The sequence below is a fragment of the Janthinobacterium agaricidamnosum NBRC 102515 = DSM 9628 genome, from assembly GCF_000723165.1.
Lineage (GTDB): Bacteria > Pseudomonadota > Gammaproteobacteria > Burkholderiales > Burkholderiaceae_D > Janthinobacterium > Janthinobacterium agaricidamnosum.
In genome coordinates this window covers 5,915,380-5,916,942 of record NZ_HG322949.1, presented here as the reverse complement: position 1 = coordinate 5,916,942, position 1,563 = coordinate 5,915,380, and the positions used below count along the sequence as shown (strand labels likewise).

Annotated in this window: 1 rRNA gene; it reads left to right on the top strand. The window is 52.9% G+C overall.

What is annotated here, in order from left to right:
• The first annotated feature begins 18 nt into the window (after window positions 1-18).
• Window positions 19-1,549: ribosomal RNA gene (locus tag GJA_RS25690) — 16S ribosomal RNA — on the top strand.
• The last annotated feature ends 14 nt before the right edge of the window (window positions 1,550-1,563 follow it).

The following is a 1,563-nucleotide window of genomic DNA, read 5'->3' as shown; positions in this document are numbered from 1 at the left end:
TGACATTAAACAGAGATTAAACTGAAGAGTTTGATCCTGGCTCAGATTGAACGCTGGCGGCATGCCTTACACATGCAAGTCGAACGGCAGCACGGAGCTTGCTCTGGTGGCGAGTGGCGAACGGGTGAGTAATATATCGGAACGTACCCTGGAGTGGGGGATAACGTAGCGAAAGTTACGCTAATACCGCATACGATCTACGGATGAAAGTGGGGGATCGCAAGACCTCATGCTCGTGGAGCGGCCGATATCTGATTAGCTAGTTGGTAGGGTAAAAGCCTACCAAGGCATCGATCAGTAGCTGGTCTGAGAGGACGACCAGCCACACTGGAACTGAGACACGGTCCAGACTCCTACGGGAGGCAGCAGTGGGGAATTTTGGACAATGGGCGCAAGCCTGATCCAGCAATGCCGCGTGAGTGAAGAAGGCCTTCGGGTTGTAAAGCTCTTTTGTCAGGGAAGAAACGGTGAGGGCTAATATCCTTTGCTAATGACGGTACCTGAAGAATAAGCACCGGCTAACTACGTGCCAGCAGCCGCGGTAATACGTAGGGTGCAAGCGTTAATCGGAATTACTGGGCGTAAAGCGTGCGCAGGCGGTTTTGTAAGTCTGATGTGAAATCCCCGGGCTCAACCTGGGAATTGCATTGGAGACTGCAAGGCTAGAATCTGGCAGAGGGGGGTAGAATTCCACGTGTAGCAGTGAAATGCGTAGATATGTGGAGGAACACCGATGGCGAAGGCAGCCCCCTGGGTCAAGATTGACGCTCATGCACGAAAGCGTGGGGAGCAAACAGGATTAGATACCCTGGTAGTCCACGCCCTAAACGATGTCTACTAGTTGTCGGGTCTTAATTGACTTGGTAACGCAGCTAACGCGTGAAGTAGACCGCCTGGGGAGTACGGTCGCAAGATTAAAACTCAAAGGAATTGACGGGGACCCGCACAAGCGGTGGATGATGTGGATTAATTCGATGCAACGCGAAAAACCTTACCTACCCTTGACATGGACGGAATCCCGAAGAGATTTGGGAGTGCTCGAAAGAGAGCCGTTACACAGGTGCTGCATGGCTGTCGTCAGCTCGTGTCGTGAGATGTTGGGTTAAGTCCCGCAACGAGCGCAACCCTTGTCATTAGTTGCTACGAAAGGGCACTCTAATGAGACTGCCGGTGACAAACCGGAGGAAGGTGGGGATGACGTCAAGTCCTCATGGCCCTTATGGGTAGGGCTTCACACGTCATACAATGGTACATACAGAGCGCCGCCAACCCGCGAGGGGGAGCTAATCGCAGAAAGTGTATCGTAGTCCGGATTGTAGTCTGCAACTCGACTGCATGAAGTTGGAATCGCTAGTAATCGCGGATCAGCATGTCGCGGTGAATACGTTCCCGGGTCTTGTACACACCGCCCGTCACACCATGGGAGCGGGTTTTACCAGAAGTAGGTAGCTTAACCGCAAGGAGGGCGCTTACCACGGTAGGATTCGTGACTGGGGTGAAGTCGTAACAAGGTAGCCGTATCGGAAGGTGCGGCTGGATCACCTCCTTTCTAGAGTATGCACG